This window comes from Bradyrhizobium sp. (genome assembly GCF_049586575.1).
GTDB lineage: Bacteria > Pseudomonadota > Alphaproteobacteria > Rhizobiales > Xanthobacteraceae > Bradyrhizobium.
Window position 1 is genome coordinate 1 of sequence record NZ_JBAVCF010000084.1, and the last position, 23869, is coordinate 23869.

The following is a 23869-nucleotide window of genomic DNA, read 5'->3' on the forward strand; positions in this document are numbered from 1 at the left end:
CTTTGAAGCCATAACCGAGACCTTCAGGCGCGGGGGAAATATTGTCATCCCTACGTTTGCGGTGGAGCGGGCGCAGGAGCTGCTTTATTTTCTGAACGAAGGTATCGGCAAGGGACGGATCGCGGAATCGACTCAAGTGTTCCTGGATTCGCCAATGGCAATTTCGGCTACGGAAATATTCCGGCGTCATCCCGAATGTTTCGAGCCCGTCACAGCAAGGCTATTTCAGGACGGGCATGATCCATTTGGTTTGCCCGGGCTGCATTTCACCCGCGAGGCCGCTGAATCCGCAGCGCTGAACAACATTCGTGGTGGCGCCATTATCATGGCGGGGTCGGGCATGTGCACCGGCGGTCGCGTGCGTCACCACCTTCAACACAACCTGGATCGCGACAGTTCAGCTATCGTGTTCGTCGGCTACGCCGCCGCCGGCACTCTTGCGCGTCGAATCATCGATGGCGCCAAGGCGGTCAGAATTTTCGGTGAAGACGTTCCGGTCAAGGCCCGAATCTATACCATTAATGGATTCTCCGCCCATGCCGATCAGGCAGAATTGTTGGCCTGGCAAAGGCGGACGGGCGCGAGCCGAACCTTTCTCGTTCACGGCGAGCAAGACAGCATGACCGAATTCGCGACGCATCTTCGCGACACCCATGTCGAGATGCCGGAATCGAATCAGATCTTTGAGTTATGAGCGCGGCAGAACGAGCTGTCATTCGTAGCGCAGGGCCTCGATCGGATCGAGGCTCGCCGCCTTTTGCGCCGGATAATAGCCGAAGAAGATTCCCACCGCGGCAGAAAACAGAAAGCCGCCCGCAACGGCCGTTAGCGAAATTGGCGCTGGCCAGCCGGCAACCAGCGAAATCAATGCGGAAAACACAACGCCGATGATAATTCCGGCGATGCCACCGGTGACGCTCAGAATCATCGATTCGGCGAGAAACTGCAGAAGCACCTGTGTTCTTCTGGCGCCGATCGCCATGCGCAGACCTATTTCCCGTGTTCGCTCGGTCACCGATACCAGAAGAATGTTCATGATTCCGATACCGCCAACGATCAGCGATATCGACGCGACAGCGGCAAGCAGGAGTGCCATGATGCGGCTGGAGCTTTCGGCGGTTTCCGCGATCTGGCTCAGGTTGCGGACCGTGAAATCATTGACGCCGCCCTGCCGGATCCGGTGGCGCCGTATCAATATATCGGTAACTTGGCTGATCGCATTTTGGACCTCGCTGGCGGCGGTGGCCTGTACGTAGATCTGATTGACGTAGCCGGTTAGCCGCTGCTGGAGATTGTAGGGATTAGGCGGTGGCGGATAGACCCAATTGAGCGGAGCTTGCTGCAGGCTTGGCGCCGCGACGCCGAGCACCTTGCGTTCGGCGGTCGTGAACGGAATCATGACGATATCGTCCTGATCGGTGCCATAGGCTGTTTGTCCCTTGGCGGCGAAGAGGCCGATCACGCGCAGTGGCATGCTCTTGACCTGGACCACCGAGCCGATCGGATTTTCACGGGTTCCAAACAACTGCCGTGCAACCGTCTGTCCCAGCACCGCAACGAGTGCTGCGCTGTTGATATCTTCCCGCGAAATTCCTCGCCCATCCACGATCTGCCAGTTGGTGGTGGGTGGGTAATTGGCGCTGACACCCTGAATGTTCGTGGTCCAGTTCTGATTGGCGTATCGAACCTGTCCGGACTGGCGAATGAGGTAGCTGACACCGCCGACCGCCGGAGCTTCCCGGCGCAGCGCCGCGGCATCCACGACTGTGAGCGTGGAGGCGCTGCCCTGGCCGCTACGCATCCCGCCCATGTTGGTGGCGCCGGGGACGACCACCAGAAGATTGGTTCCAAGGCTCTCGATCTGCTTGCGGACCGCCTCGTTTGCGCCCTGGCCAATCGCGACCATCGCGATCAGCGCGGCTACGCCGATAAATACCCCGAGCATTGTCAATGCGGATCGCATCTTGTTGCGGGCGAGCGCCTGTAACGCGGCAGCCACAATCATCAGGGCGAAGGCCTGCACGGTGCCCGCGTTGCGGACCAGCGCGGCCGGTGGCGTCGGCTGTTGTGTGCCGGGAGGCGCGCTCGGGGGTAAGACCTCGGTGGAGATTTCCGGCTTCCGGCGGGCAGCCGGCTTTCGTTCATCGGATATCACTTCTCCATCCCGCATGGTGATCACCCGGTCGGTGTAGGTCGCGATGTCGAGCTCATGGGTGACGACGATGACGGTAACCCCGTGCTCGCGGTTGAGCGATTGCAGCGTTTGCATGATCTCGTGCGAGTTGCGGGTATCGAGGTTGCCGGTTGGCTCGTCCGCAAGCAGCAGGATCGGGTTGTTGATCAAGGCGCGCGCTATGGCGACGCGCTGCTGCTGGCCGCCCGACAACTGCCCCGGTGTATTGTGCTCACGGTCGGCCAAGCCCAGAAGTTTCAGCGCCGCCCGGGCCCGCTCGGTCCGCTCAGTTCGGCTGGACGCGCCTGCTGCTGCGTAGAACAGGGGTAACGCGACATTCTCGGTCGCGCTGGTGCGCGCGAGAAGGTTGAAGCTCTGAAAGACAAAGCCAAGCCGCTCACTGCGGATCCGCGCGAGTTCGGGCTCGGTCAGCTGCGCGACATTCACCCCTTCGAGATAGTACTCGCCGCTCGATGGCCGATCGAGACATCCAAGCAGCGACATCAGCGTGGACTTACCGGAGCCGGACGATCCCATGATGGCAATGAATTCACCGGGCTCGACGGTCAGGTTGATGCCGCGCAAAGCGTGCACATCGACGTCGCCGACGTGATAGGTCCGCGTCACGTTCGAGACTCTGATGATTGGTTCGGTCATGCCTGCGCTGCGCGAGTAGTTCGACGGAAAATCAGAGACGTGGCCCGACAGCCTTGTTGACTGTCGAGAGCTGCTCTCCAGTGATAACGAGATCACCTGGTTTGACGTCCCCGTTAACGATCTCCGTGAAGCTATCGTCCTCCAGCCCCGTGGCCACAGCGATCGCCACCGGCGCGTCGTTCCGCAAAACCCAGACCCGGGTATGATCGGGCGGCGCCGCGCGCGAAAGATCCTTTGGCGAATAGCGAAGCGCCTGGTTCGGTACCCGCATCACGTTCTTGCGCTCATCGGTCACGATACGGCTGGCGGCGGTCAGACCCGGCCTGAGGGCGAGGTCCGAATTATCGACGCCGATCACGATGTCGTAGGTCACGACGTTCTGCACGGTCTGCGGCGATTGGCGGACCTGGTTCACCGCGCCCTCAAATATGCGCTTAGGGTAGGCGTCTACAGTAAAGGTGGCCTTGTTGCCGGGCTTGATGCCGCCGATGTCGCTTTCGCTGACATTGGCGTCGACTTCCATCTTGGCAAGGTCGGTGGCGATCAGAAAAAGCGTCGGCGTCTGAAAGCTTGAGGCGACGGTTTGACCCACCGTTACATTTCGAGAAACCACGGTGCCGTCGACGGGAGAGACGATGCTGGCATAGTCGAGATTGACCTGTGCAGCGTCGAGTGCAGCCTGACGCAGTTGAATCGTAGCTTCGTCATAGGCGATCTGGGCCACGGCCTGGTCATGAGAGTTCTTGGCATTGTCGTAGATGTCCTGGGACGTGGCATGCGTCTGGATCAGGTTCGCGTAGCGTTCAAATGCCAGCTTGGTGTAGGCCGCGTTCGCCTTGTCCTTTTCGAGTTGAGCTTTCGCAACAGCCAGATCCGCCTTGTTCTGATCAACGACGGTCTGGTAGGGCCGGGGATCAAGCTTGGCGCAGACTTGGCCCTTTTTCACCTGGGTGTTGTAGTCACAATACAATTCCTGAATGATCCCGGAAACGGCCGCGCCGACGATGATCGTGAGCTCCGGATTGACGGTCCCCGTCGCGGTGACGGCTCGGGCGACGATACCGCGCGTAACCGGGGAGGTAGCATAACGCACGGTACCGCGGGTGGCCGAAGCCCACCACGCCGCTCCGACAACCGCAACGACGCCCAAAATCGCGGCTCCAGCAACTAGCCAAAGTCGTCTAGCGGCAAGCGCGCGCTTGATCGGGGTATTGGCCGAAAAGGGCGCGAGCTTGCGCGAGGTCTCGCTTGTCGGGATGGTATGTTCGTTCATGAGCGGTGCCGCCGTAGTTTCGGTGCGCAAGTTGTACCAAGCCTATCGCCGAGCCGACCTTATCGATGGTATCGATGGCGACGCACTGTTCCCCTGCATGTCCGTCACGATGAATCGATTTCACCAGCTCATGTTGATCGCGATCAATTTGCGCCGGATTGGAGGTTGCCCTTTGGGGACCAGGCACCTGCTTTCAAAATCAGCCAGCGCGCAGGACCCATTGGCTGCCATATTTCCGGTATTTTCGTTTCACGGCGGCCCAGGCCACGCGGTGAGCGGTCTCTTCGCGCAACGAAGGACCACGCGAGGCGTATTCCGTCCACGCATTGTTGAACGCGCTGCGGTAGATCTCCTGCGCGTGCGGCGGCAAGTGTGCCCTGATCGCTGTGGGGAGATCGTCGACGGACGCGTAAGGCAAGAAAACCTCCACGAATTCTATTTCGTACTCGGTGCGATCATATGAATTGATCTGGCGCAATCGGCTTTGTCTCAGAGACGAAATGTTAAACGAAGATCTTCATGCTCAACCTCAAACCCGCCACCGGTTGGTCGCTACCTCTCAATCCTTTTGCCATCGGGTCACATCGCCATATCCGACTCCGGCGCCCGCTCCCGCTTGGGTTCGGGAATTTCGGTCATCGTCGCTTCCGTCAGCAGCAAGATACTTGCGACTGAGACCGCGTTTTCGAGCGCCGTCCTGACGACTTTGGCTGGATCGACGATGCCCGCTTCGACGAGATCGACGTATTCTTTGCGCGCGGCGTCGAAACCGAAATTACCCTGACTGCCCAGCATCCGCGCCACCACCACGCCGCCGTCGGTCGCCGAGTTTTCGGCAATTTGGCGGGCGGGGGCCTCGAGCGCGCGCTTGAGGATCTGGACGCCGGTTTTCTCGTCGCCTTCGCTGGCTGCTTCCTCCTTGCCAACCGCTTCCATGCATCTCAGCAGCGCAAGTCCGCCTCCTGGCACCATGCCTTCTGCTACGGCTGCCTTTGTCGAACTGATGGCGTCGTCGATCGCTTCTTTCTTGGACTTCATCTCCGCTTCAGTCGGCGCACCGACGCGGATCACGGCGACGCCGCCAGACAGTTTTGCGAGCCGTTCTTCCAGCTTCTCCTTGTCGTACTGACTGGTCGTGTTCTCGATCTCGCGGCGGATCTGCTGCATGCGTCCGTCGATATGAGCGCGATCTCCCTTGCTGCCGATCAGTGCGGTATTCTCCTTGTCACAGACCACTCGCGCGGCGTGGCCAAGTTGGGTCACGGTGACGTTTTCAAGCTTCAGACCGACTTCGCCGGATATCACCTGAGCTCCGGTCAACACCGCGATATCTTCAAGCATTGCCTTTCGGCGATCACCAAAGCCCGGAGCCTTCACGGCGCAAATCTTCAAGACGCCGCGTAGCCGGTTGACGATCAGCGTGGCCAAGGCATCACCGTCGATATCTTCGGCGATAATCAGGAGGGGCCTGCCGGATTTTGCGACCTGTTCGAGCAGCGGCACGAGATCGTTCAGTGCGCTGATTTTCTGGTCACAGAGGAGGATAAGTGGATCTTCCAGTACGGCTTCCATGCGCTCCGCATCGCTGACGAAATAAGGGGAGAGGAAGCCGCGGTCGAATTTCATTCCTTCGACGACATCGAGCGAGGTCTCGGTCGTCTTGGATTCCTCGACCGAAATAACGCCTTCGCCGCCAACCTTTTCAAACGCGTCAGCTACCAGTGCGCCGATTGCCGGATCGTTGTGAGCTGAAATCGTGGCGACCTGTGCCTTTTCGGCCTTGGTTTTGACGGGTCGAGCCATGGCGTGCAGCGCGGCAGTCGCGGCACGTGCCGCGCGGTCGAGGCCACGTTTGAGGTCGATGGCGCTGGCACCCGCGACGACGTTCCTGACGCCGTCGGCGAGAATGGCGTGCGCCAGGATCGTTGACGTGCTGGTGCCGTCGCCGACGACGTCGCCGGTCTTTTCAGCGGCCTGCCGAAGCACCTGCGCACCGAGGTTTTCCTCAGGGTCCTTGAGATCGAATTCCTTGGCGATTGTCACGCCGTCATTGCAGACGATCGGGGCGCCCCAGCTCTTCTGGATCAGCACCGACTTGGATTTGGGGCCGAGCGTGACCCGCACGGCATCCGCGAGCAACGCGGCCCCACGGAGAACCTTCTCGCGTGCGGCCGAATGAAATAGAACTTGCTTGTGCGGCATATAACGTCTCCAATTCTCCAGGAACAGAGCCTCGCCGCCCGGCAGGATGGCGAGGCAGTGCTTGATCTACTTCGTGGTGATCGGAATCACGGTCTGTTTCTTTTGGGCTTCCGCGGACTTCGGCAGCGTGACGGAGAGAACGCCGCTCTTGTAGTTCGCTTCGATCTTGCCGGCATCGACGCTGGCTGGAAGTTGAACGGATCGACGGAAGGAGCCATAGCGACGCTCGGAGACATAGCGGTCCTTGGTTTTTTCTTCCTTCTCTTCGCTCTTCTCGCCCTTGATCGTCAGCACGTCATCCGACAGGCTGACCTCGACGTTTTTGGCATCGAGCCCCGGCAATTCGGCCGTAATCTCGAAGGCATTGTCTTTTTCGATGATATCGACCGCCGGCGTCACCGGAAACGCGAGCTCGCGGCGCCAGAAGTTGTCGACATCGCGGTAGAGCGGCGATTGCAGAAAGCCACTCTCGAAATCACGAAAGAGACGATCGACCTGATTGCGCAGGCCTTCGAATGGCCGCCACTCGAGAGCTCGCGACGGCGTAGCCGATGATGCTTCAGTCTTTACAGGAAGCTTGGTTGCAGCTTCTGCCATAGGACATCCTCCTTAAAGTTATACCAAACTTGGAAAGGATAGAAAGTTAAGCACGCATCTCTTTTGATCTTGGTCAAACTGGCGGCGGTTCTGCCTCAGTGTCATGGACATCGGTTCCAAAACAGGCTTGCGCAATGGCACCGTGCTCGTTCATTTTTCGAAGGACTTCTTCTTTTGTGCATAATCCCTTTCCGACGAGCAGTTGACAGAGCCGATCGAACGCGCGTGTGGGTGGTTCGTCTGAAGCATTCTTGGCGATAAATTCGTGAGCAAAGTCATTTGCCTCATCGCCGGATTTTCCGAGTTGTTGGGCTGCCCAGAGTGCGATCATATTCAGCGCGTATCTGCGAGCCTCGGCATCGAGTATCTCCGTAAAATCTGACACGGCAATCTCCTGTCACGCTATGTTTGTGGAGTGACTCTCCCTGGTCGGACCCGACGGTCACGGGTCCCTAAAATGCTTAAGGATAGAGCGCGGACGAAGCCAAACCGTTGATGTGCATCAAGCGGAGGGCATCGAAGGCCTGTCACACGCGAACCAGAAAGGCGAGGCCAGAAGAGCTCAGTACTGCCGGAATGACTGCTTGACGCGCGACATCAGTTCTCGCCGTCGCTTTCGGTACTGGAGTGAGTGTTTCCCAACATACTTACGAAACCGCCTGAGGTCCCGGAGTTCGCCGATATCGCGATGCAGCCGTCTCACTATTTCATAGAAAGTAAAGTCGTCCCGAGAAACAGTCATGCCGAGGTCGATGAGGCTATCAACCATGTAGCGGTAGTATTTGCTTCGGATTCGAAACCGGTGCAACTGTTTGCGCTTTAGGACGCTTACACGCTGCTCATTTTTGATGAGTTTCTCCCGCCAATCTCGCAGGCACGTCTCGCAGTAGTCGTTGTCACCATGAGGCGACGGCTCGTTACCGCTGCCGTAATGCTTGTCGAGCCAGCAGTTGAGCGCCTCCGCCAATCGCCTGTACCGGTCTGAACGAAGCGTTTTGGCGAGCCGATGGTGGGCCTCGTCGTGCGAGCGTAGCGCCGTGTGCCATGACTTGCGGGCTCGACGCCGATGGTGTGCTCGTTCGATATACTCAATCGTGACATCCCAATCTCTGGCGTTGCCCAAGACTTTGTTCAACCAGCGCAGTTCACTGTTGATCTTCTGCCATTCGACTTCAGCGACCCAAGGCTTGAAAAAGAGAGCGGCGGCACGAAGTTTCGTGAGTGCAATCCTCATCGTGTGGATGGCGTCGCCATCTCCAGCTATCGCCGATTGTCGATTGGTAACGATCGCCCGGATGCAACTCTTGGCAATCCGTCCCAAAAGAGAACGGCAACCGGACGATGTCCGTGTCGGCTCGTTCAAGGTGCCTGACGGCCTGAGGAAAGCGTCGAGCGTGGTGGGGCTCATGTCGCTTTGTTCCCGATAAACCAAACCTGGAAAATAGGCCGGATAGCGCGCAGATCGGTGTTGACGTGAATCAACTGCGCGGCAGCCCCGGCGGGTATCGTTTGGCTTCGAAGAAGGAGACAAGCCATGACAACGCTCAATCAACGCGAACACGCCATGGAGACCGAGTTCGCCCACCAGGAAGAACTCAAGTTTAAGGCGCGAGAGCGGGCCGCAAAAGACCTGGCTGTATGGGCGGCTAGACAGCTTGGCAAAACAGGCGAGGCCCTAGAGGTCTATGCTCGAGACATCGTGGCGGCCGATGTCGCCAATTCCACGACGGAGGCAACGATCGATCGTATCGCTGAGGACTTGGCTCCCAAAGGGGTTGGCAAGAATGAAGTTCGTCGAATGATAGATCGCTTTGCGGTGGCTGCGGCTGCCGCGGTGCGAAGCCCGCTTCAGCGCTCACGTTGACTGCGGAGCAGGACGCCGTGCTCGCGACCAAGGTCATGAGGAGTTCGCTCGCAACGATCAGGCCTACGACGTCTCTGCTCGAAGCAACCCGCTTGTTGCTGGAGACGAATCAGCGGGCCCTTCCGGTGCTCGATGATAGAGGAAATCTGCTTGGTATTCTTTCGGAAGAGGACCTTCTCCATCGAGAGGAGCTGGGTGTGAAACCGCCGGCCGGAAATTGGCTGGAAGAGGTTTTGGGAATCGAGGAGGACAGTCCGTCCCGAAATCGGATGCGTACGTTCAGCATCGCGGCTATCATGACTCCGGACCCGCTTTCCGTTGACGAGCATGCGAGCGTGAACGACGTAATCGCTATTATGGATGGCCGCAAGGTCGCCCAAGTCCCGGTTGTTCGCGGGAGGAAGGTGATCGGAATCGTTAGCCGGTTCGAACTGCTGGCCGCGTTGGAACACAAGTTGCGGCCGGACGGCACCCACGCTTCGCCAAACGTCACATAGTATCGTCTCAGGGCGGCGCAGGCACGGTCCGCACAGATCGAGGAGTTCACGTACTGCTTCCACGGAAAGAAGTAACTCATCCCTTTGTACCGAAACCGAAGAGCTCATCCCAAAATTTCGTTTATCGACTTAAGTGAATACAGAGGCGTCGGATCGGCTTTGGACGTCAATGCGACATCAGAGTCGGTATTGTCATCGTCTCGAGCATTTCGCGGGTGACGCCGCCCAAAACGTGCTCCTGCAGCCGGGAGTGACCGTAAGCTCCCATAATCAGCATATCGAGGTTCTCGTCGGTAGCCCGGGACAGGATCGAAGGCTGTATGTTCGATCGAGCCTCTTCGGACCTGATGCATCTGACTGGGTGATCATAACGCGTCAGGTATTTGACGACCTGCTCTGGTGATGGATCGGAAGGCGCCCATCGGTCCGGATTGACCGAGATCACCGACAGAGTATCTGCTTGCATCAGGAGTGGTCCAGCATCCCGCAGGGCGCGCGCCGCCGATCGGCTTCCGTCCCAACAAACGCCGATTCGCCTTGGTTTGAAGACCCCACGGAAAATATATGGGACGAAAAGGACGGGACCCCCCGACTGAAACAGGATTGCCGTCGAGATCGGGTCGTCAAATGTGTGTTTGCCAGCCTCGGTCTGCAAGACCACGGACAGATCGTGCAGTCTGGACGCGGCGCCGATCGAGGCCGCGGCTTCGCCGGGGAGGTCAACGATAGGGCGGCACTGGTAAGAAACACTGGCGTGCCGTGCTTCAGTCTCAAAAACTGTCAAGGCCGCCACGGCGCGTTCGTTGGCTTTCTCCTGTTCTATTTCAAAGACGGCGGCCATCGCGGCGCCGGAGCTTCCGTTAATCACATACGTGCTGGTGGAGATGTAACCGATTGCGATGGCATCGATGCTCGCTTTGCAGGTCGAAGCGAGCGATATCGAAAAATCGATGATCGGTCTGATCGGTCGCTCGGTTGGAATATGTGCCATTATTGTTTTGATCACGGCTTTCCTCCTGCGGGTAAAGCTGAATAGTCGCATGCAGGCTCCGGGTGATGTTGACATGCGTCAACCTGAAGGCCGCGCCCGGATGGCGTTGATCTCGCGCAAAAAGCGCCCACCGATCGCCGCTAAGGTTGCAGCAGAATGAAGGGCAAGCGGCACACAAATGTACGAGATGATGCTTGAGCGAAAATGGGGCCGGTGGCAATGGAGTGTGTGCGATTCCGGCGGCAAGGCTATCTTGGTCGGTCGCGAAAAATCACGAAGAGCGGCAAGATATAAGGCCGCGCGTGCCTTGTTTGAGCTGCTGCTATCAAGCAGGCTTTGTGGCCTTCAGGAGTCGAACCGCAATGGGCGTCGTAGAACCGAGTAGAGGTAAGCGGGCTCTCGTACTAGGTGATCGTTCATTCGGCCGCGACGCTGATGGCCTGACGCTCCGCGCGAGATTCACCGCAGAGATCGGCAACGCCATTCGCGACCGTCACATTCAACTTGTGGAGATGCGACCAGGAGTGCTTCTTCAGCTCAGCGATCAATCGTTCCCAGAGCAACGCGTCGGGGGCGCCGATTTCTAGCTGCGGACGGGCGCTCGCAAAGGTTTTGACGATATTGGCGCGAGTAATAATGCCAACAAGGTCGGCAAGAGCGCGTTCTCCGGAGATAAGGGAAAACCACCGTGAGGCAGTTCCACGCTCCGTCCCAAGAAGGAAGTCTCTCGACGTGGTGTATCGACGGCGAAAAAAGACACGTAGTCAACCTTGCAAGGATCCGGTCGGGGCCGCTGCAAGAGTGCGCACCCTTCAGGCTATAGTCAGACGGTCCTCAACCGACTCAACACCGGCGGTAGACCAAGCTGCATTCTCGACGGCGCGTCGCTCGTCCCAATTCTCGACCTTGCCTTCGAGAATGACCTTGCTTCCGTCTTTTACAGTAACGTGGATAGCATTTGCCTCGACTTCTGCGAGCCGCTTCAGAGCGGCATCGATCTTGCTCTTTACGTTGTCGGCTTCGACGCTGGGCTTGATAGTAATCTTGTTCGATACGCCGCGAACCCCGGAAAGCTTGCGGATGTCGTCTTCAGCAGCGGTCTTCTGATAGTACCAATCCGCATGTCCGCTCAACGTGACCCAACCGTCTTGAACTAGAACGTCGATGTCACGCGGGGCCATGATGTCCCATTTCAGGATATCGCTGGCGCGCTTGGCGATTTGATCGTCGTTCGTCTTGTTTTGATACGGATAGCGGACGTCGATATTCTCAGCAATTGCGTGAACGCCTGTGACGCGACGCGCGGCAGCAATCGCGGCGAGCTTTTCCGCATAGCTGTTGACGTGTCCTGCCAGAGACACGACGTTGTTGTCTACGGCTACGCCGATGTGTTCTCCGTAAATGCTGGGATCAAATTCGAGCTCGTCGATAATGTCTTGTCGTAGCTGTGAGTCAGACATGTCGTACTCCATCGATGCAATATCTTTTTTGCATTTTTTGCTCAATACGAGGGCCGACATTGATCGAGATCAAAAGGTTGGGGAGAAAAAGCTTCGCTCTTACTCCATCGTCGCAAGGTGGCGGACAATCACAAGTCACCCCGTTGTGGCGGGCATTTACTCGCGGTTGCGGCAGGCCGAATTCTCGGCGGCTCTCCGACCGGCGTAAGCGCTCGAGGCAACAAGACCTCTTCGAACGCTATTGCGCGGCGATGGCGCTCGGCACGCTCTTTTGATCCAGTGCCTCCGCGATGGCATCGTCGACGCGTTCGAGCCAGACGAACTCGAGCTTGTTGCGGGCGCCCAGCGGAATATCGTCGAAGTCGCGACGATTTCGTGCCGGCAGCAGGACGCGTGTCAATCCGGCGGCGGCAGCAGCGACAACCTTTTCCTTGATACCGCCAACCGGAAGCACCAAGCCCCGTAGCGAGATTTCGCCCGTCATCGCGGTGTTGTTCTTGACTGTGCGATCCGTAAGCAGGGAGGTGAGGGCCATAAACATGGCAACGCCTGCGCTCGGCCCGTCCTTCGGGGTGGCGCCCGCGGGCACATGGATATGGATGTCGCTCTTCGCAAACAGTGACGGATCGATCCCGAGCTGAACAGCGCGACTCTTCACCAGCGTCAGCGCAGCCTGCGCGCTCTCGCGCATGACCTCGCCGAGCTGGCCAGTCAGGATCAGCGCTCCTTTTCCAGGAGTGCGCGTAGCTTCAATGAAAAGAATATCGCCGCCGACTGGCGTCCAGGCCAGCCCGGTTGCAACACCGGGAATACTGGTGCGCATGGCGATCTCGCTTTCGAACCGCGGCGGGCCGAGAACGGCCACGATATCCGTGACAGAAAAAAGAACGCGGCTCGCGCTACCTTCCGCAATCTTAACCGCCGCGTTACGAAATGCCTTGCCGATCTCTCGCTCCAGACCGCGAACGCCGGCCTCGCGGGTGTATCTTTTGATGATGCACCGCAGCGCGTCCGGGCCGATCTCGGCTTGTTCTGCGTTCAACCCATTGGCCTCGAGCTGCCGGCGAACCAGGTAGCGTTGCGCGATTTCGAGTTTCTCATCTTCGGTGTAGCCGACCAGGCTGATAATCTCCATGCGATCGAGCAGAGGGCCTGGGACAGAATCGAGCATATTGGCTGTTGCCACGAACACGACCCGCGAGAGGTCGAAGGGCACGCCGAGATAGTTGTCGCGGAACGTCGCGTTCTGCTCCGGATCGAGTACTTCAAGCATGGCGGCAGAAGGGTCGCCTTGGATTCCGCGGCCCATCTTGTCGATCTCATCGAGCATCATGACGCAGTTGCGCGAGCCGGCTTTCTTGATCGCCTGAATGATATTGCCAGGCAGCGCACCGATATAGGTGCGCCGATGGCCCCGGATCTCCGCCTCGTCGTGAACGCCACCCAGGCTGACCCGCACGAATGGCCGCTGCATCGCTCGTGCAATTGATTGACCCAGCGAGGTCTTCCCGACGCCGGGTGGCCCCACGAAGCAGAGGATCGGCGCCTTGCCATTGGGGGCCAGTTTGCGGACCGCGAGATATTCGATGATCCGAGTCTTGATTTTCTCGAGGCCGTAGTGGTCCTCATCGAGGATGCGCCTCGCCTCGGCGATGTCGATCGGCTTTTCTTCCGGCAGATTCCATGGCAGCTCGATCAGCCAGTCCAGATAGCTGCGGACCATGCCAGCTTCTGCTGCAGCCTCCGGCATCCGCTCGTAGCGGCGAACTTCCCTGCGCGCATGGCTTTCCGCTTCAGGTGGCATTTTGGCCTTGGCGATAGCCTCGTTCAGCTCCGCTACCTCCTGGGCTTTCCCGTCACCTTCCCCGAGTTGGCGCTGAATAGTCGCCAGCTGTTCGCGCAGGATCGCTTCTCGCTGGCGCTCGCCAAAAGCGGCCTTTGTCTGTTGTCCGATCTCCCGGCTCAGGCGAAGGACTTCGATGCGTTCGGCCAGATGCCGGGACACCTTTTCCATGCGAAGCCCAAGATCGACCGTTTCGAGGATATCCTGCTTTTCATGCGGCTTGATGTCCAAGTAGGACGTCGTAAGGTCCGCCAAGGTCGACGGCGACGTGGTAGCCTGAAGGACGGCGATCAACTCCTGCGGGGCCTGCGGAAGCAGCTCCGCAGCTTCGATTGCCTGCCGCTGCAAATTCAGAAAGCGGGCCTCGATCTCCGGCGAACTCGTTGTGGGCTCTGGTATGTGAAGGACCCGCGCGACCGGAAACGGGGGGCCAGGCAAGTAATCAAGCACTCGGATGCGCTGAATGCCCTGGCAGACGAGATGGTGGCTCTCGTCGGGACCGGTAATATAGCGCACGATGTTGGCCATGGTGCCAACTCGATACAGATCGTCGGGTCCTGGTTCGGCTGCCTCCGCGTCGCGCTGGAGCAAAATTCCGATCGGCCGCTGTTCGCGTACTGCTTGCTGCGCGGCTGCAATCGATTTCGGCCTTCCGATCGTGATGGGAATGACGACGCCGGGAAACAGGACAATATTTCGCGTCGGTACAATGATGAGAGCATCACCTGGAATTGGAGGCGCTTGGTCAGGTGATAGAGTGACGCCGGCGGGTCCTTCATTGGCCATGGTGCATCTCCTCAACTGGACTTGGCGAGGCGCAAGCCGACGCAGCCATTGGCTGCAAAGCGGGTGATGGCGTACCGGCCGAGCGGCAAGGGGATGCGACGCTCGAACCGGCCCTGAGGCAATTCGAGGCGCAAGATTCGCGCGTTACGGAGTTCTGCGGGCAACACACGATGTCCGCTGACGACAAGGGCCCCCTTGTCGATCTCCGCCACGACCTCGTTGGGATCAACGCCGGGCAGCGCGATCAGGATCAGCACTTCCCGCTCGGTCTCCAGCACGTCGATGGGCGGCTCCCAACTCGGCTCGCGCGGCCCGGTCAGGGGCTGAAGACGCAGGAACTGCTGATGCAAGCGCTCGGCGCGGGCGAGTGTCTCGATGGCGTTGGAAAGCATCCAGTTAATGGGATCTTTGGTCGGCATCGATCTCTCCTGTCAAATTCCCATAGCCCGCAAAAAGTCAGCTGCGAAATCGGGATTCCAACTAGGTGCACCTGAAAAATAGTAGGTCACAGCCTGCATACAGGACAGCCTGCCCAACGAGTTGATCGGAATCAAGCGGTGGCCAAAAGGTGAGCAAATGAGCGATATGACATCATACGCCGGTTAAGCAAGCTCCGGCGGGCCAAATTGACCTAGATCAGCCGCTGGATCGCATCCCCTCGTACATGATGAAACCCTATTCAGACCGGACCGATAAAGCCCGCAACATATACCGATCGAGATGGAGCGCGAACTCCTCTGATTGAGCGCTCTGTGAGCCATACAACAAACGCTCTGCAAGGCCCCCATGCCGATCCTGACAAACTGTTGTGACGCAGATACGGTAAGTCGCGTGCTGCCGCTCGTGCTATGCTGATTGAGCGATCGCCGGGATTGACCAAGGATCGGCTCGGTTCACAGGAGATTGAAATCATGAAAATGCGAATGTATGTGCTGGCTTTGCTCGTGGGCGTCGCACCGATGGCGCTCGCAGTCGCCCAATCGTCACCGGAGCCGATGTCACAAGGCAATAACCTCCCGCGCCTGGGAGAAATTATGCTCGCAAAGCAATGGCGGCATATGAAGTTGTGGTTCGCTGGCAAGCAGCGCAACTGGAATCTCGCGGCCTATGAATTGGCCCAGATAAGAGCAAGCTTAGCCGAAGCGGCAACGCTTTATTCAAATATCCCCGTGGGCGACATCGTCATCATGGCCGAACCAATTCATTTGATCGACAAAGCAATTCAGTCAAGGGATAGTGCAGCCTTCGTGAACGCATTCAATAAACTCACAGCCGCCTGCAATGCTTGCCATCGCGAGATGGGACGTGAATTTATCGAAATAAGGGTACCCGCAGAGTCGCCCTTCAACAACCAGGCATTTCCACCGCCGGCAAAGCAGTAGCGCAACAAGCACGTTCAGAGAGAAAAAGGACAAAGAGCCGCCAACGGCATAGCTAGTGAAGAGTGGAGCGCGCGGCTGAGAAGAATGCGCGAAAACCCATCTGGGATTAAAATGCGCATGAAGGATGTCGTTCTCTTCGCGGAAGCGAAGTCGGCTCAGTAGCCTATTTCTTCATCATCATGATGAATGCGGCAATATCCTAAGCGACATTTTGCTTGACCGGCGGGTTTGGCATCGACGCATGCGGCAACATCAGGAAGGAGGCGATGATTTCGGGGCTTATGCGTGGCTTCTCCGCAATCGATGCGAAAGATATGACGTGGCTCGTTTTCGCCGTGGGCGCACTGAGGGTATGTATGTCGCAGTGGTTCCGAATAATGCAATCACGGCTGCCAAGCGGAATGTTACAGGGCGCATCTGAACTCTCCGTTTTGTCGTGATCGTCTATCTAAACGGTTTATCGACGGCTGGACGCTGCTCCTGAGAGGCACGTCGCCGATCACGGCCTATAGTGCTTCGGCTGCCTCAATCTTCCGTCGCGCCACGACGCCGGCGGCAATCTGCATGGTTGCGCCGACGGCCCAGCTTAACCAGATTATAAGGGCGCCGCTGGCACGCGCCGTTTCGCCCAGAACGATGCTGAAGACGGAAACGACCGTCGCGACCGCCGCAAGAAACGTGCCGGCTGCGCTCAGCAACTCCACGGCATCGGCCTTTGTACCCCAGCGGTAACGAAGGGGAAGGTGCATTCGACGGTCAGGAGGCGTGCGCGGCAAGTCGATCCCGAGATAGAAGCCCAGAGCGCCGTAAATCATGATAGCGAAAACGGCAGCAGCGGTGTCAATCAGGTCGATTTCGGCACGCCCGACATGCGCAGCAACGAACAGCGCACACGAAGCCCCGGTAAGTGCCAGTCCTGTGCGCTCGAGAATATGTGCTGACCTGCTGATGATCGAGCGGGTGTTCCATGAGGTTCTGTGTCCGGTCATTTGATTTCAATATCAAGCCGGGTAGATGGACCATTGACGAAGATCAAACCGCGCCCGTCCACCAATCAAGGCCAATCAAGTCAGATGCTATTGCCGGAAGCTACTGCCAGCCAGCCTTGCACACCCCGCATGTCCGGCAGATGATGGGATGCCTCTATGACAATCGATGCAGGTTCTTTCGCCTGTGAACAGGAATCGCTGGTATGCCACCGACGCCGCGGCGATTGTTTCCGGCACTCCAGTGAATCATTGGCTTTGAACCTTGCCCATTCGTGCAGCGCCAGCTCAAGACGATGCTCTCCGAACTTGTCCGGTGTCGACACTACCGAACAGCGAGCATACTCTGAGGATCTTCGAAGGGGGCCTCCAGACCCCTCCAGCTTAGCGAGTCAGAAACGTCCCGATCGGGGATTTCTAAATCGATCCAAGCTGACTTTATCCCGCTTTAGTGTCCCATACCGGGCATCACTTCCCCGTTGTAGATTTCGGGATTTTTCGGGCCTTCCACATGAAGGACGCCAAGCAGGCCGCGTTCCATGCGGGCGAGCGCGTGATCGACAAGGGTGTAGTTGCCCGGGACGTCCAGCTTAAACTCGGTGATCACCGCGCCGCCTGCGGGGACCGTCACCGTCTGGATGCCTTCGATCGGAGCCGTGGTCAAGCCGCCGAGCGTGTAGACCTTGTCAAAGATCTCGCCGATGACGTGGAATGACGAGGTGTAGTTGGGGCCGCCGACGCCGAAGAAGATGCGCACGGTATCGCCGACCTTGGCCTGCAGAGGATGCAGCTTGCTGAGCGCGCCGACCGATCCGTTGAACACGAAATACTCGGGTTTCTCCGCCAATAGCTTGTCTACGCTGAACTCGGCGCTGCCGTGTTGGCCGAAGGCGATATCGGAATAGATCTCGCCTTGCATGACGTAGAACTCGTGGTCGACAGGCGGCAAGCCGCCTTCCGGCTCGACGAGAATGAGGCCGTACATGCCGTTAGCGATGTGTTCGGCGACCATAGGTGTGGCGCAGTGATAGACGTACAGCCCGGGCACCAGCGCCTTCCACGTCATGGATTTTTCCTTGCCCGGGTCGACCTGCAGGGAGGCCGCGCCGCCGCCAGGTCCCGTAGTCGCATGGAAGTCGACGGAGTGGATCATCGCGCTATCCGCCGAATTCTTCAGATGGACGTCGACGGTGTCGCCAACGCGCACGCGGATGAACGGGCCGGGTACCTTCCCGTTGAAGGTCCAGTAACCGAAAGTGGTGCCTTCGGCGAGCCGACCTTCGACCTCGACGCTAAGGAGGTCTACTCGAACAGTCTTAGGATCGCGCTTGCCGATCGGAGGCGGCAGATCTCCAGGCTCTCGCGAGATGTCGGCCTCAACCAAGGTCTGCGGAGAGGGTCTAGGGGTGACGATGAATTGACCTTCCATCCCTGCCAGGCGGTGTCCCGGGACGCTGCAGAAGTAGACGAAGTCGCCCGACCTGGACGCTCTGAACGCGATGGTCGTGCTCGCGCCCTTGCCGGTGACGCGCGGGGACTTCGCATCCTGGTCGGGGAAGACGATGTCGTGCTCTGCCCCTTCACCGTTGATCAGGGTTAGCTGGACGACCTGACCTTCGGAAGCGGTCAGCACAGGGTTTACCTTGCCGTCGATCGAACCGCCGACGCCGATATAGGTCATCCGCCCCTCCGCGATGCCGGACCGCAGCGTGTACTTCGCGTCGGCCACGTAGCCGATGTCGGCACCCGTCGCGCTCTGCGGCTGGCTCGGGGGAGGAGTGCCGGCCGGGGATGGCGCAGGCGCCGACTGTGCCTGTACGGTGGGGTTGGCTGCGTTCGGGCCAGCACTGGCGGATGCGCCCAGGAAGGCGATGACGTCCGCCCGATCGTGATCCGTCTTCAAGCCAGGGAACGGCATCTTGTTGCCGGGAACGATCTTCGCGGGATCCTCGAGATAGCGGTCAAGCATCTGAGGCTCCCACGTGATATTCGCTTGCTTCATCGCGGGCGAATAGTTGTAGCCGGGCTCGGTCCCGGACTTTCGGCCGATCACCCCGGCGAGCGAGGGGCCAAGCATGTTCTTTCCTGCGTCCAGCGAGTGGCAGGCCTGACACTTGCGGAAGACCAGGCGTCCGGCTGAGGCATCGCCGCCCGCGGTCTTTACGGCGGCGGCGACCGGTGCTGGCGGCTTGGGAGTCGGAGCGGCCTGCCCGTTCGTCGTCGGGGCAGACGGGGTCGTAGCCTGCGCCATGTGATCGTGAACGGCCGAGGCCTGCTTTGACGGCTGGACCGACGGAGGCCCTGCTTTCTCCGGCGAGGCGGACTTGGTCTCTTCGGCCCTGGGAGACGCAGGCGAAGGTTGTGCCCGCTGCGGCTCGAGCGCCGGCTTCTCGGATGCCGCGGTCTGGGTCGTCAATGCCGTCCCGCCCGGCGGATACAAAGTCGTACCGAGAACTAGACCGCCGAGCAGAAAAGCCAGGCCAACGATTAGAATGCCCCACCGACGTAGCGCGTCCATCACTGCTTCCATCTCATTTCCCCCAGTCCCACTCAGATTCATGGGTAAAAATATATCGTATCTTGGAGTTTCGAGTCTTTGCGGCAGATCAAAGAGATTCAGAACCATCTGCCTAAACAGTGGAAACCAAACCAAGGATACGTTCCATGGCGACCATGGTCAAATTGCGCGCCTATCAAGGGCCAGCGTTATTCTCCTACGGCTTCCGCCCGTTCTTTCTGCTGGGATCCATCTATGCCGGCCTTGCCATCCTGTTATGGCTGCCGGTGTTCATGGGCGAGCTGAGCCTCGTCTCTGCATTCATTCCGCGGGACTGGCACATCCATGAGATGCTCTATGGCTTCCTGCCCGCGGTGATCACGGGCTTTCTGTTCACGGCGATCCCAAACTGGACAGGGCGTCTGCCGCTGCGTGGGCGCCCATTGATGTTTCTTGTTGCGCTGTGGGCTGCGGGCCGCGTCTGCATCACATTTTCGGCCTATACGGGGTGGCTGGCGGCCATGCTAGTTGACACCAGCTTTCTTCTGCTGGTGGCCGCTGCCGCTGCACGGGAAATCATCGCCGGAAGGAAGTGGAACAATCTTAGCATCGTCGTGCTGATCCTCGTGCTATTGGGAGGCAACGTTGCATTCCACCTGGAAGCGCATTTCAGCGGCGCCGCGGATTTCAGCATCCGCGTCGGCATTGCCGTCGTCGTGCTGCTGATCTCGCTGATCGGCGGCCGCATTATCCCGAGTTTCACCCGCAACTGGTTGGTTAGGGAAAATCCCGGTCGACTACCCGTGCCGTTTGCCCGCTTCGACATGTTGAGCGTCGCGGTCGGCGCCATAGCGCTGGCTTGCTGGATCGTGTCGGCCGCTACCGTGTGGACCGGTTGCGCGCTCGCTCTTGCCGGCGCGCTGCACCTGATCCGGCTCGGACGATGGGCAGGATACCGCACCGGACGTGAGCGGCTGCTGCTCGTCCTTCATGTCGGCTACGCCTTCGTGCCGGTCGGGTTTCTTTTGAACGCCGGCAGCGCCTTTGGCGTCGCGCCGGTCGGCGCTGGGGTTCATGCCTGGATGGTAGGAGCAGCGGGCGTCATGACGCTGGCTGTAATGACCCGAGCTTCGTTGGGCCATACGGGCCAGCAATTGAAAGCGTCGGTAGTGACGCAGGCGATCTATGGCTCGATCATCGTTGCCGCCGTGGCGCGCATCTGCGCGGTCCTCGAACCCGTCCATAGCGTACTGCTGCTGCATGTTGCGGCGTTCGGGTGGGCAGCGGCGTTCCTCGGATTCGCTCTGAGTTATGGGCCGATCTTGGTCGGCTTCGACAAGGACGTGGCGCAGCGACCGGTGGCAGCATGACCGAAGCGACCAAACGGACGATCGATGTCACAGATATCGAGTATATCGAGTCACAGTTCCTTCGATCGTGCTCGGCTCTCAGAGAGAAGAATCAGCGAGGAACGCCGCAAAGGATTGACGCAGGTCAATGAACCTAACCGGTCAGGCTTTACTTTTTCCAGAGAAGGCGGCCGAGGAGCAATCGATGCGAAATGGCAGCACGACCGTGCGAGCCATATCAGTTGCTGAGAGATTGACGCGATGGACGAGGCGCTAGTTTGGGAAAAAATATCGACGGCTCCATACAGCTGTGATCTTGAGCTTGCCGTGATCGAGGGGGATCGCGTGCATCCGCTGGTATTTCCATGCCGGCGGACCACAAATGGCTGGATAAAGGTCCCCTCCATGGAACGCGTGGTCATTAACCCCACGCATTGGAGGGTATGGCAAGGAAAGGCTTAGGTCTTATCCGGGGAATCCTTCTTTGGGGGCTGGGCGTGCGCCAGCTTGGCCTCTTCTTCGGCCAGTAATCGCTCGATGGTTCCCCGCTTCACCGGATCGGTCTCGGCCGAAAGCAGCTTCTTGAAATGAGCGATATTCAGGTCCGCAACTGTTCTATCCACGGTCGCCTCTAACGACTGGCGCAACCAAGACTCCCGAGGTCTGAAAAGTACAATAGGCGGCGAGGGATACGCAAGATTCGTTTGATATATTATCGTTCACGAAGGGGGCATTCCCAGCCCGGTCATCGTCATTTTCGGGGTCGAGATCGGGTGAAAAGAGGAATAGCTTTTTGCGGTTCTGGGGGATCGGCTTTCTCGATGATCAGGCAGCGTCAGTTCTGGCTTCGCTATGGATCGGCCGCGTTCGCGGCCTTGGGCGCATTTGGCCTTCTTTTGATGCTCCAGGGCTCTTTTGAAGACCGCACTTTTACGGTTATCTACGTCCCCGTGATTATATTTGCCGCGTTTGAGGGGGGAGCGGGGCCGGCGCTTCTGGCCACCATCCTCTGTCTGGGCATCAGTGCATTCTTCCTCGGGAGAGACCTTTATACAAACGCCGCTAATCTGATCGATATCTCGGTTTTTGCTGTCCTGGGACCGATCATGGGTTACATCGGTAACCGGCTGCTGCGCGAGACCGAAGAGGCTCGTTACCAGCATGCTCAGGTCCAGTCGATTCTGGACACGGTGCCGGAGGCCATGATTGTCATCGACGATCATGGCCTGATGCGGCTATTCAGCTTGGCAGCCGAGCGCCTCTTTGGCTGGTCGGCCGCCGAAGTGATTGGCAAGAATGTCTCAATTCTGATGCCGTCGCCGTATCGGCAAGAGCACGACGGCTATCTGCGTCGCTATCGTAACACGGGCGAACGCCGGATCATCGGCATCGGAAGAATCGTCGTCGGTGAGCGTAAGGATGGTTCGACATTTCCGATGGAGCTGGCCGTGGGCGAGGCTCAGGTCGGGTCTGAAAAGTTTTTCACCGGATTTGTTCGCGACCTTACCGAGGGCCGTACCCAGGAACGCCGCATGCAGGAATTGCAATCGGAATTGGTGCATGTTTCTCGCCTGACAGCAATGGGCGAAATGGCATCCTCGCTGGCGCACGAATTGAACCAGCCTCTGTCAGCAATCACCAGCTATCTGCGTGGGGCTGCAACTCTTCTCAAAAGTGAACCGATCGACAGAGACCGAATCCGCGAGGCGCTCGACCGAAGCTCGAATCAAGCGCTGCGCGCCGGTGACATCATCAAGCGGCTCCGGGAGTTTGTCGCTAAGGGTGAAACGCAGCCCACCTTGGAAAACCCTGCCACGCTTATGGAGGAGGCGGCCGCGCTTGCGTTGGTCGGCGCGAGAGAGCAGGGGGTTCGGGTATCGCTCCGCTGCGATCGTGAGCTTCCCGACATTATCGTCGACAAGATCCAGATTCAGCAGGTCGCATTGAACCTGATCAGGAATGCGGTCGAGGCGATGGAAACGACGGCTCGGCGTGAGCTGACGATTGATGCCAAACGAGGCGGCGAGTTTGCGTTGTTCTTGGTCACGGATACGGGAGCTGGAATTAGTCCGGAGATTGCTCAGCACCTGTTTCAACCTTTCATCACCAGCAAGGCAAACGGCATGGGCGTCGGCCTTTCAATCTGCCGTACGATTATTGAGGCGCATGGTGGCCGCATCTCCGCGCGCCCAAATGAAGGCGGCGGTACTGTTTTCGAGTTCATGTTACCTTTTGCAGAACCGGAGCCGGCTAATGGCCGATAAGACAGTGATTCACGTGATCGACGATGATGCCGCGATGCGCGATTCGTTGGCATTCCTGCTCGACGTAAACGGATTTCGGCCTGAAGTGTTTGGGTCGTCGAATGCCTTTCTCGCCAGAGCAGTGAGCAGCACTCCAGCCTGTGTTGTCTCCGATATCCGGATGCCGGGAATGAACGGCATCGAACTTGTCCGTAAGCTCAAGAGCGATGGAATCCCGTGCCCTGTGATTTTGATCACCGGGCACGGCGACGTAGCATTAGCGGTCGAGGCCATGAAGGCGGGGGCCGTCGACTTCATCGAGAAGCCGTTCGATGACGCCGTGCTGCTCGGTGCTATCAGCTCGGCGTTGGAGGTCCGTCCGGCGGATCAGGGCGACAATTCGGCGCGAAAGGAAGCAGAGGCGCGACTCGCGGAACTGTCTCCCCGCGAGCGCGATGTCCTGCAGGGGCTCGTTGCCGGCAAGATAAATAAGGTAATCGCTCACGAACTGAGCATCAGCCCGCGCACGGTCGAAGTGTACCGCGCCAATCTCATGGCCAAAACCGGTGTGCGCAGCGTCTCCGAATTGATGCGTATCGCGCTCGCGGCAGGACTGTAGCCGGCAAGCCTACGCAATGGAATAGCCAATAGAGGTAGGGGCGTCGGCGCGCGCCAAGTGTAGCGGGCCAACGCCCGGATGACGTCGTCCCGCGTAATGATGCCCTCACGCGATTCTGGCGATCTACGATCGGAAAGCTCTCGTAGTCGTAGGCTCCCATCAGGTGAACAACCGTATCCAACGTAGCGTCGAGTTCGACCGTTATCACGTGCCACGACATGATCTGTTCGACGGTCGTTCCCATAATTGCATCGAAGTGCGCGGTGTTGGTACCCGCCTTCGCGGTAAAAGGCCTAATCGAGTCTGCTCTTGAAACGACTCCGAAGAGTTTTCCATCCCGCACGGGGAAGGCGGGAAAGTCATCCGAGCTGAACAGGCGTAACTTCCGAGGGCTTTGATTGAGATCAAACGCGGTCCTCTTTGCGCGGTCAGTAGTTGACTAATGTCAAG

General features: G+C 58.7%; 23 protein-coding genes and 1 pseudogene. 8 read left to right on the plus strand and 16 right to left on the minus strand.

Going from position 1 to position 23869, the window contains the following annotated elements; translation table 11 throughout:
• Window positions 1–694 (plus strand): MBL fold metallo-hydrolase RNA specificity domain-containing protein (locus tag WB528_RS02645; protein WP_423886876.1); only part of this gene is annotated, 694 nt, incomplete at its 5' end.
• An 18-nt stretch (window positions 695–712) separates the two neighbouring features.
• Here the strand turns inward: WB528_RS02645 and WB528_RS02650 are convergent.
• From WB528_RS02650 to WB528_RS02680, 7 genes are all read right to left on the minus strand, one after another.
• A complete protein-coding gene (locus WB528_RS02650) occupies window positions 713–2830 on the minus strand; it encodes an ABC transporter permease (protein ID WP_423886877.1) in 2118 nt (705 codons plus the stop codon).
• A 31-nt stretch (window positions 2831–2861) separates the two neighbouring features.
• The gene (locus tag WB528_RS02655; RefSeq protein WP_423886878.1) at window positions 2862–4103 is read right to left on the minus strand and encodes an efflux RND transporter periplasmic adaptor subunit; all 1242 of its coding nucleotides are present in this window, start codon (window positions 4101–4103) and stop codon (window positions 2862–2864) included.
• Between the two features lie 199 nt (window positions 4104–4302).
• On the minus strand, window positions 4303–4521 hold the full coding sequence (locus tag WB528_RS02660) for a ChaB family protein (RefSeq protein WP_423886879.1): 219 nt from the start codon (window positions 4519–4521) through the stop codon (window positions 4303–4305).
• 161 nt (window positions 4522–4682) lie between these two features.
• Complete coding sequence (groL, locus tag WB528_RS02665) at window positions 4683–6305, minus strand: chaperonin GroEL (protein ID WP_423886880.1); 1623 nt, start codon at window positions 6303–6305, stop codon at window positions 4683–4685.
• 66 nt (window positions 6306–6371) lie between these two features.
• Window positions 6372–6902: an Hsp20/alpha crystallin family protein gene (locus tag WB528_RS02670; protein ID WP_423886881.1), complete on the minus strand. Its 531-nt coding sequence runs from the start codon at window positions 6900–6902 to the stop codon at window positions 6372–6374.
• 73 nt (window positions 6903–6975) lie between these two features.
• On the minus strand, window positions 6976–7287 hold the full coding sequence (locus WB528_RS02675) for an ATPase inhibitor subunit zeta (RefSeq protein WP_423886882.1): 312 nt from the start codon (window positions 7285–7287) through the stop codon (window positions 6976–6978).
• Between the two features lie 177 nt (window positions 7288–7464).
• A complete protein-coding gene (locus tag WB528_RS02680; RefSeq protein ID WP_423886883.1) occupies window positions 7465–8310 on the minus strand; it encodes a CHAD domain-containing protein in 846 nt (281 codons plus the stop codon).
• Between the two features lie 126 nt (window positions 8311–8436).
• Here WB528_RS02680 and WB528_RS02685 point away from each other — a divergent pair, with 126 nt between their 5' ends.
• Entirely contained in the window at window positions 8437–8766 is a 330-nt protein-coding gene (locus WB528_RS02685) for an ATPase inhibitor subunit zeta (protein WP_423886884.1), read from the plus strand.
• Between the two features lie 17 nt (window positions 8767–8783).
• Window positions 8784–9263, plus strand: coding sequence for a CBS domain-containing protein (locus WB528_RS02690; protein ID WP_423886885.1), 480 nt, complete (start codon window positions 8784–8786; stop codon window positions 9261–9263).
• 166 nt (window positions 9264–9429) lie between these two features.
• On the opposite strand, the gene WB528_RS02695 is transcribed toward WB528_RS02690, so the two are convergent.
• On the minus strand, window positions 9430–10104 hold the full coding sequence (locus WB528_RS02695; protein ID WP_423886886.1) for a universal stress protein: 675 nt from the start codon (window positions 10102–10104) through the stop codon (window positions 9430–9432).
• A 58-nt stretch (window positions 10105–10162) separates the two neighbouring features.
• Here WB528_RS02695 and WB528_RS02700 point away from each other — a divergent pair, with 58 nt between their 5' ends.
• On the plus strand, window positions 10163–10414 hold the full coding sequence (locus tag WB528_RS02700; RefSeq protein ID WP_423886887.1) for a hypothetical protein: 252 nt from the start codon (window positions 10163–10165) through the stop codon (window positions 10412–10414).
• A gap of 652 nt (window positions 10415–11066) precedes the next feature.
• Here WB528_RS02700 and WB528_RS02705 read toward each other — a convergent pair.
• From WB528_RS02705 to WB528_RS02715, 3 genes are all read right to left on the minus strand, one after another.
• A complete protein-coding gene (locus tag WB528_RS02705) occupies window positions 11067–11714 on the minus strand; it encodes a BON domain-containing protein (RefSeq protein ID WP_423886914.1) in 648 nt (215 codons plus the stop codon).
• 238 nt (window positions 11715–11952) lie between these two features.
• Window positions 11953–14343 carry an endopeptidase La gene (lon, locus tag WB528_RS02710; RefSeq protein WP_423886888.1) on the minus strand — a complete coding sequence of 797 codons (2391 nt, stop codon included), beginning with the start codon at window positions 14341–14343 and terminating at the stop codon, window positions 11953–11955.
• A gap of 11 nt (window positions 14344–14354) precedes the next feature.
• Window positions 14355–14762, minus strand: a complete 408-nt coding sequence (locus tag WB528_RS02715) for an Hsp20/alpha crystallin family protein (protein ID WP_423886889.1) — start codon at window positions 14760–14762, stop codon at window positions 14355–14357.
• 429 nt (window positions 14763–15191) lie between these two features.
• Between WB528_RS02715 and WB528_RS02720 the strand changes: the two genes are divergently transcribed.
• Window positions 15192–15725 (plus strand): hypothetical protein, encoded by a 534-nt coding sequence (locus tag WB528_RS02720; RefSeq protein WP_423886890.1) that lies wholly within the window; start codon window positions 15192–15194, stop codon window positions 15723–15725.
• A gap of 506 nt (window positions 15726–16231) precedes the next feature.
• On the opposite strand, the gene WB528_RS02725 is transcribed toward WB528_RS02720, so the two are convergent.
• The 3 genes and pseudogenes from WB528_RS02725 to nirK form a co-directional block, all read right to left on the minus strand.
• The gene (locus WB528_RS02725) at window positions 16232–16714 is read right to left on the minus strand and encodes a hypothetical protein (protein ID WP_423886891.1); all 483 of its coding nucleotides are present in this window, start codon (window positions 16712–16714) and stop codon (window positions 16232–16234) included.
• Between the two features lie 80 nt (window positions 16715–16794).
• A pseudogene (locus tag WB528_RS02730) lies at window positions 16795–17037 on the minus strand (NapC/NirT family cytochrome c); the annotation flags it as partial.
• Window positions 17038–17159: 122 nt separating this feature from the next.
• Entirely contained in the window at window positions 17160–19229 is a 2070-nt protein-coding gene (gene nirK, locus WB528_RS02735; protein WP_423886892.1) for a copper-containing nitrite reductase, read from the minus strand.
• Window positions 19230–19375: 146 nt separating this feature from the next.
• Here nirK and WB528_RS02740 point away from each other — a divergent pair, with 146 nt between their 5' ends.
• Window positions 19376–20578 carry an NnrS family protein gene (locus WB528_RS02740; RefSeq protein ID WP_423886893.1) on the plus strand — a complete coding sequence of 401 codons (1203 nt, stop codon included), beginning with the start codon at window positions 19376–19378 and terminating at the stop codon, window positions 20576–20578.
• A gap of 437 nt (window positions 20579–21015) precedes the next feature.
• On the opposite strand, the gene WB528_RS02745 is transcribed toward WB528_RS02740, so the two are convergent.
• Window positions 21016–21180, minus strand: a complete 165-nt coding sequence (locus WB528_RS02745; RefSeq protein ID WP_423886894.1) for a hypothetical protein — start codon at window positions 21178–21180, stop codon at window positions 21016–21018.
• Between the two features lie 198 nt (window positions 21181–21378).
• Between WB528_RS02745 and WB528_RS02750 the strand changes: the two genes are divergently transcribed.
• Both WB528_RS02750 and fixJ read left to right on the plus strand, forming a co-directional pair.
• Entirely contained in the window at window positions 21379–22821 is a 1443-nt protein-coding gene (locus tag WB528_RS02750) for a PAS domain S-box protein (RefSeq protein WP_423886895.1), read from the plus strand.
• Complete coding sequence (fixJ, locus tag WB528_RS02755; RefSeq protein WP_423886896.1) at window positions 22811–23419, plus strand: response regulator FixJ; 609 nt, start codon at window positions 22811–22813, stop codon at window positions 23417–23419. Before WB528_RS02750 ends, fixJ begins: the two co-directional genes overlap by 11 nt.
• Here the strand turns inward: fixJ and WB528_RS02760 are convergent.
• Complete coding sequence (locus tag WB528_RS02760; protein ID WP_423886897.1) at window positions 23352–23663, minus strand: CBS domain-containing protein; 312 nt, start codon at window positions 23661–23663, stop codon at window positions 23352–23354. The genes fixJ and WB528_RS02760 overlap by 68 nt on opposite strands.
• Window positions 23664–23869: the final 206 nt, after the last annotated feature.